At 50.5% G+C, this 6627-nt stretch carries 6 protein-coding genes and 1 other annotated feature; of the genes, 1 reads left to right on the top strand and 5 read right to left on the bottom strand.

Annotated elements, in window-relative coordinates:
• The 5 genes from trpB to ACK5NH_RS10240 all read right to left on the bottom strand — a co-directional run.
• Positions 1–1144 (bottom strand): tryptophan synthase subunit beta (gene trpB, locus ACK5NH_RS10260; RefSeq protein ID WP_416919801.1); only part of this gene is annotated, 1144 nt, incomplete at its 3' end.
• A gap of 108 nt (positions 1145–1252) precedes the next feature.
• On the bottom strand, positions 1253–2662 hold the full coding sequence (gene trpCF, locus ACK5NH_RS10255) for a bifunctional indole-3-glycerol-phosphate synthase TrpC/phosphoribosylanthranilate isomerase TrpF (RefSeq protein WP_416919805.1): 1410 nt from the start codon (positions 2660–2662) through the stop codon (positions 1253–1255).
• Between the two features lie 77 nt (positions 2663–2739).
• Entirely contained in the window at positions 2740–3783 is a 1044-nt protein-coding gene (gene trpD, locus ACK5NH_RS10250) for an anthranilate phosphoribosyltransferase (RefSeq protein ID WP_416919799.1), read from the bottom strand.
• A complete protein-coding gene (locus ACK5NH_RS10245; RefSeq protein WP_416919797.1) occupies positions 3783–4391 on the bottom strand; it encodes an aminodeoxychorismate/anthranilate synthase component II in 609 nt (202 codons plus the stop codon). Before ACK5NH_RS10245 ends, trpD begins: the two co-directional genes overlap by 1 nt.
• A 10-nt stretch (positions 4392–4401) precedes the next feature.
• The gene (locus tag ACK5NH_RS10240; RefSeq protein WP_416919795.1) at positions 4402–6111 is read right to left on the bottom strand and encodes an anthranilate synthase component 1; all 1710 of its coding nucleotides are present in this window, start codon (positions 6109–6111) and stop codon (positions 4402–4404) included.
• Positions 6112–6162: 51 nt separating this feature from the next.
• Positions 6163–6270, bottom strand: a sequence feature (Trp leader region).
• Between the two features lie 210 nt (positions 6271–6480).
• Between ACK5NH_RS10240 and ACK5NH_RS10235 the strand changes: the two genes are divergently transcribed.
• The coding region (locus ACK5NH_RS10235; RefSeq protein WP_416919803.1) for a PHP domain-containing protein at positions 6481–6627 on the top strand (147 nt) is incomplete at its 3' end.

Genomic DNA, 6627 nt, shown 5'->3' with positions numbered 1-6627 from the left:
TATCGCCTCGGCCCGAGAGGTTAACGACCAAAATGGTTTCTTTGGTGCACTCTTTCGCTAGGCGCAGGGCATAGGCGAGGGCGTGGGCCGATTCGAGCGCGGGGATAATCCCTTCGCTGCGAGCCAATAATTGGAAGGCTTCTAAGGCCTCATCATCGGTGGCCGATTCGTAGCGCGCACGGCCAATCGCGTTCAAATGGGCGTGTTGTGGGCCAACGGAGGGGAAATCGAGGCCTGCCGAAATCGAATATGATTCTTCGATTTGGCCTTCACTATCCTGCATCAAAGGCGCCTTCATACCAAAGAAAATCCCAGTTTTGCCATGTTTGAGCGGCGCACCGTGCATATGGGTATCGATGCCTTTACCAGCGGGTTCGACTCCAATTAGCTCGACACTGGTTTCCTCAATAAAGTCGGCAAACATACCTATAGCATTGGAGCCTCCGCCGACACAGGCGATCACCGCATCGGGCAGACGACCTTCGCGCTCCAGCATTTGCTTCTTGGTTTCTTCACCGATCATACGTTGGAACTCACGCACTATGGTCGGGAAGGGGTGAGGCCCTGCGGCTGTGCCTAATAGATAGTGGGCTTTTTCGTAGCTGCCAGACCAGTCGCGCATGGCCTCGTTACAGGCATCTTTTAAGGTGGCCGAGCCTGAGGTGACAGGAATGACTTCTGCGCCCATCAAACGCATTCTAAATACGTTAGGTGATTGGCGGGCAACGTCTTTCGCGCCCATATACACTTTGCATTTTAATCCCAGCAGCGCACAGGCAAGGGCGGTGGCAACACCGTGCTGGCCGGCGCCGGTTTCGGCAATAATCTCTTTTTTACCCATACGTTTAGCCAGTAATGCTTGGCCCAATACTTGGTTGGTTTTATGGGCACCGCCGTGGAGTAAATCTTCCCGCTTGAGGTAGATTTTCACCATAGGGTTAGGGCTTAAATTACGGGTTAGTGTCAGTGCCGTTGGGCGACCCGCGTAGTTTTTCAGTAGGTCGGTAAACTCGGCTTGAAAGGATTCATCGGTCTGCGCTTCGACAAAAGCGTTTTCGAGTTGCTTGAGGGCAGGGACTAAAATCTGCGGCACATACATACCGCCGTATTCGCCGAAATAAGGGTTAAGCTTTAACTGTGACATACCTTGTTCCTTATCCTATTCATTTGTTTCGATGGAGGTTTAGGTTAACGCCATCGAGTTTAAATTCTTGCTAGCCTGTGCTTTGTACAGGTTTTTATAAAAGCTGGTCTAGAGTCGTAATTGACTAAATGCCGCTTGGATTTTCTCTGCCGACTTAATGCCAGGTGCGGTTTCGAGGCCAGAGTTAAAATCTAAACCGTAAAATCCTTGGGCATTGGCACGGGCAGCATTGTCAGCATTGAGGCCGCCCGCGAGCATGGCCTCGGCTTTATGGGCAATGGGGAGTTGCCAATCAAAGGCTTGCCCCGTGCCACCAAAACCTGCGTCATTCTTGCTATCAAAAAGATAACGCTGCACCCCTCTTGGCATAGCAGCAAGTTCGCCGCTTTGGGCATCGACACTGACGGCCTTCCAAATCTGGGTGCTCAGTCCTGCCTGTTGCAGCAATTGGCTTAGCTCGGCAATTTCCAGTTCAGTCTCACTGCCATGCAGTTGCAGCGCGGCTAAACCACATTCTTGGGCGATACTTGCCATGAGCTCAGGCGTGCTGTTTACAAATACGCCGACAAACTCAATGGCGGGCAAGTTAGCGGCGCGGTATTGCTGTACTAACTGTTTGGCGGCATCTTGGCTTATCGCTCGTGGTGATTTTTCAGCAAAAATGAGTCCAGCATAAACTGCGCCCGCAGTGGCTGCTGCTTGAATATCCTCAAGTCGGGTGAGACCGCAGACTTTATTGTGACCGAAGATCAATTTACGACAGGCTAAATCAATGTCTTCTTCGGCCATAATCGAGCTACCGACCAAGAAGCCATCGACCAATGGACTTAAGCGGCGCACTTGATCGTTAGTGTAAATGCCCGATTCGCTGATCACCACGCGATCGCTGCCGATGTGCGGCACAAGGGCTTCTGTGGTGGCTAAATCGGTACTTAAATCTCGTAAGTTGCGGTTATTAATGCCAATAATAGGTGCATTTAAGACTATGGCGCGTTTCAGTTCTTCCTCATTGCTGACTTCGGTCAGCACATCGAGTCGATACTTGGCCGCCTCGTTGGCAAGTTGCTGATATCGTTCATCATCGAGCACAGAAAGCATCAGCAGAATCGCATCTGCGCCCTGATGTGCCGCCAACTTGATTTGATATTCGTCAACAAAAAAGTCTTTACACAGAATCGGTTGGCTCACTTTGGCCCGCACTTTCGGGATATAGTCCATGTCTCCTTGGAAAAATTGCTCATCGGTTAATACCGAAATACCAGCGGCATATTTGGTATAAATAGAAGCGATGGCTTCGACATCAAAGTCTTTACGGATTAAGCCTTTGGAGGGACTGGCTTTTTTGCACTCTAGAATATAACCCGCCTTCCGGGCTTTTAAGGCGGCAAATAAACTACGGTCCGAAATCTTGGGGGTTAAGCTGTCTTCAGGAAAACGCAACTTAAGGGCGGCGATATGGGCGACCTTTGTTTCCACGATACGGGTTAAAACGTTGGCTTTTGCGGTGCTGGTTTGCATGCTACCCCTTACATCCTGCGATGCTTGATTATCTTCCGAGCGATGTGCGTCGGGTTGTTGAACCTGTGCCATGGTCATTATTCCTGTGCTTCGCTGCTGACTTTAGCGAGTTGATTCAGTAACTTAAAGGCTTTGCCACTTTTTATGGTATTGAGCGCAAGGGCGGTGCCGGCTTTGACTGAGTCGGATAGGCCACACAGATATAAGGCACAACCGGCATTGATGGCAACCGCATGGGTGTGGGCGTCGCTGCCTTGTCCTTGCAAAATAGATTGCGTGATTTGGGCGTTTTGTGCAGGCTCTCCGCCTTCAAGCTCGCTAATTTGGGCTTGTGGCACACCAAAATCCGCCGGCGTTAATTGATATTCAATAATCTCACCGTCTTTAAGTTCGGCGACCTGCGTGCTGCCATGGAGCGCCACTTCATCTAAACCACTGCCGTGCACCACCATGGCTCTTTGCGTACCAAGGGCTTGTAGTACGCGGGCGATAGGCGTCACCAGCTCTAGGCTATAGACTCCAAGCAACATAAATTCTGGGCGCGCTGGGTTAATCAATGGCCCTAACACATTGAATAAAGTGCGAGTTTTCAGCGCTTGGCGCACAGGCACCGCATGTTTGACACCTCCATGGTAGTGGGGCGCAAACAGGAAGCACAGATTAAGCGATTCGAGGCAACGGCTCGCCAGTTCGGGTGACATGATTAAATCGATGCCAAATTGGGCGAGTAAATCTGAGGAGCCCGATTTGCTCGAGACTGAGCGATTGCCGTGTTTTGCAACCTTGGCGCCAGCGGCTGCCGCGACAAAGGCTGCAGTGGTAGAGATATTAATAGTATTAAAACCATCGCCACCGGTGCCGACGATATCGATAATTCCTTGGCTACGGCTTGAGTCTGGGTAGGGAAATGGCTTAGCGGCGGCGCGCATCGCATCGGCGGCGCCACTGATTTCGGCAATGGTTTCGCCGCGAATTTTAAGGGCCATTAACATTGCCGCCATCACGGCCTCATTCATTTCACCTTGGATAAGGGTGCTAAAGAGGCTGGCGGTTTGCTCGCGGGTTAATGCCTTACCCTGAAACAAGATATCGAGCAGGGGCTGAATCGATGTTGCGCTCATTATTGGGCTCCTGCGGTATTGTGGGCGATGTCTTGAGTCAAAAAGCGTAGGGTTTGGGTTAACAATGTGCTGCCCAAGGTCGTTAAGATGGATTCTGGGTGAAACTGAAAACCGACCGCCCTGTGTTCGGCGTGCAAAATCGCCATTGGCATCTCTTCTGTGGTGGCAATCACTTCAAGACAATCAGGTACTTTTGTGGCGACTAAGCTGTGATAACGGGCGACAGGTAGCGGCGAAGGCAAATTAGCAAACACACCTGTACCATTATGGAAGGTGGGGCTGGCTTTACCGTGCACCACAAAAGGCGCGCGCTCCACTTTACCACCGTAATATTCCACCATGGCTTGATGACCTAGGCAGATCCCAAGCATAGGCACTTTGCCCGCGACTTTGTCGACCAGCGCCATCATAGAGCCCGCTTCATGGGGCGCACCTGGGCCTGGCGATAAGACTAAGGCGCTAGGCTCGGTTTCCGCTAACAGCTTGTCGGCAATATAGTCGGCGGCAACATCGTTACGGTAGATCACCACTTCACAGCCAAGGCTTCTAAATTGGTCGACTAAGTTGTAGGTAAAGGAGTCGAAGTTATCGAGTAAATAGAGTTTCATCTTGGGCTCCTTATCTTGGTTGTTTAGTCGTAGTGGTCGCAGTTGCTTGATGGCTTTCATCCAAGCCAGCGCCCATTTTGATGGCTGAAATCACTGCCTGCGCCTTTTGGCGGGTTTCATCTGCTTCACTTTGAGGATCGGAATCAAATACCACCCCAGCTCCCGCTTGGATATGAGCAACACCGCCTTTCACAAAGGCGGAGCGGATAACGATGCAGGTGTCCATATCCCCAAGGGCGTTGAGATAACCCACGGCGCCACCGTAGCTGCCTCTGCGGGTCTTTTCCGCTTGACGTACGAGTTGCGAGGCGCGCACTTTCGGGGCGCCAACCAGCGTGCCCATATTCATACAGGCCTGGTAGGCGTGGAGCGCATCTAAGTCTTGGCGTAATTGACCTGTGACGCGGCTGACTAAGTGCATCACGTGGGAATAACGGTCGACTTTAAGTAACTCGGCGACTTTGCGGCTGCCACTTTGGCTGATACGGGCAATATCGTTACGGGCTAAATCGACCAACATTAAGTGTTCGGAGAGTTCTTTTTTATCCAAACGCAATTCGAGTTCGATACGGCTATCGAGGTCGAAATCAATCTCGCCGCTGGCGGTTTTGCCGCGTTTACGGGTGCCTGCGATCGGGTACACTTCGACCTGATTATTGCTGGCTTCATATTTCAGCGCGCTCTCGGGCGAGGCGCCAAACAGGGTGAAGTCATGGCCCCTGAAATAAAACATATAGGGGCTGGGATTGGTTAATCGCAGTGCGCGGTATGCCCCGAACGTATTGGGGCAGGGCAGGCTAAAGCTACGTGAAGGCACGACTTGGAAGATGTCGCCAGCAATAATGTGTTCTTTTAAATCGATAACGGTTTGCTTGAAGTCCTCATCACTGACATTCACTTGCTCAGTGGCCGTTATGCCAACGAGGGCGGGCGCAGGTGTTGCACTCTTGGCTAAGGCTTCACATTGGGCGCGGATGTTCTCTGCTCGCTCGGCTAAGGCTTGGGTCACCTCAGAATGTTGTTCAGTGCTTTCACTGAAGTTGTGAGTGATGATCTCGGATTGCTTTTGCTTGTGATCGATAAGAATTAAGGTTTCGGCGAGATAAAATAAATAATCAGGACAATCATTTGCACCATTTGGCGCTTCAGGCAGTGGCTCGACGGTATCAATCAAATCGTAGGAGAGCACGCCACCTAAAAATAAGTCTTCGAATGCAGGCTTGGATTGGCTGTCAGTATGAGCGCCGCAGTCGATATGCTTTACAAATAAGCGCAAACCATCGAGGGGCGAGGTGGATTTTAAGCGAGCATCTTCATCCTTAAGCTCAGTATCTTTTTGCAGCGTGACCACTAAGTTGTGGCCATCGTGTTGGCATTGAGTTTGGCTTGAGCGAGCACTAAAAAATTGCTCGATGGGGGCGAGTAAACTGACGCCATTGTCACTCAGTGCGCTAAAACGTAAACGATAGCCATCGCAGCGGATCATCACTGCTGCATGGGTCATCACCATGCTCTTAAGATTTTCCTTGCTGTCGATTTCTGCCGATTCCAACAACATGGTATGGGGCGCATCTTGGGTGATGTGCTGGTACAGACGCAGTGGGTCGCTATGGTATGCCAGCGTCGCCTTGAGCGTATGTGAACGTACGAATGTCTGCTGAGGCGAGGCAAAATTTTCGCCATCGACTTGGGTAACCTGATTAAATGTCTTTAGGGTCATGCTTATCTCGCTTTATATCCGTTTACCGCGTTGCAGACATTTTTCGCATCAACAAAAAAGCCCGCATTTCTGCGGGCTTTTTTGTTGATTCTGTTACTTTCAAATGAGCACAGAGCTTCACACTACCCGCTAAGTTGGGAAGTGCCACCACCAAATGATGTTGAAAGAAGCGTTAATCTGAGTCATTCAAAAGGGTCTCTATAATTCGTTAGTTGAGCTATAGAAAACATGAGCCTGAGGCGAAAGTCAATTGAATATTTTTCAAAATTATGGATTAACGTCGCTAAATCACTGTACCGAATGCCATTCCTACTCGATAAAGTGTGAGATAAATGCACATTTCATCTTAAATTCACGTACAATAACGGCATGAATACTCAAAGCATATTGGCTGACTTGCACAGCCACACGACCGCATCCGACGGTCATCTCACGCCGTCCGAGCTGGTCGCCAGAGCCCTTGAAAAGGGTGTGCAGTTATTTGCGATTACGGATCACGATACGGTTGCAGGCTTA

This window comes from Shewanella sp. (assembly GCF_047975355.1).
In the GTDB taxonomy this organism is placed as follows: domain Bacteria; phylum Pseudomonadota; class Gammaproteobacteria; order Enterobacterales; family Shewanellaceae; genus Shewanella.
This window is presented reverse-complemented; position numbering and strand designations above follow the sequence as displayed.

Coding starts and splice junctions, on each gene's coding strand:
- trpCF (WP_416919805.1), bottom strand. CDS start 2,662: ATGCAAACCAGCACCGCAAAAGCCAACGTTTTAACCCGTATCGTGGAA.
- trpD (WP_416919799.1), bottom strand. CDS start 3,783: ATGAGCGCAACATCGATTCAGCCCCTGCTCGATATCTTGTTTCAGGGT.
- ACK5NH_RS10245 (WP_416919797.1), bottom strand. CDS start 4,391: ATGAAACTCTATTTACTCGATAACTTCGACTCCTTTACCTACAACTTA.
- ACK5NH_RS10240 (WP_416919795.1), bottom strand. CDS start 6,111: ATGACCCTAAAGACATTTAATCAGGTTACCCAAGTCGATGGCGAAAAT.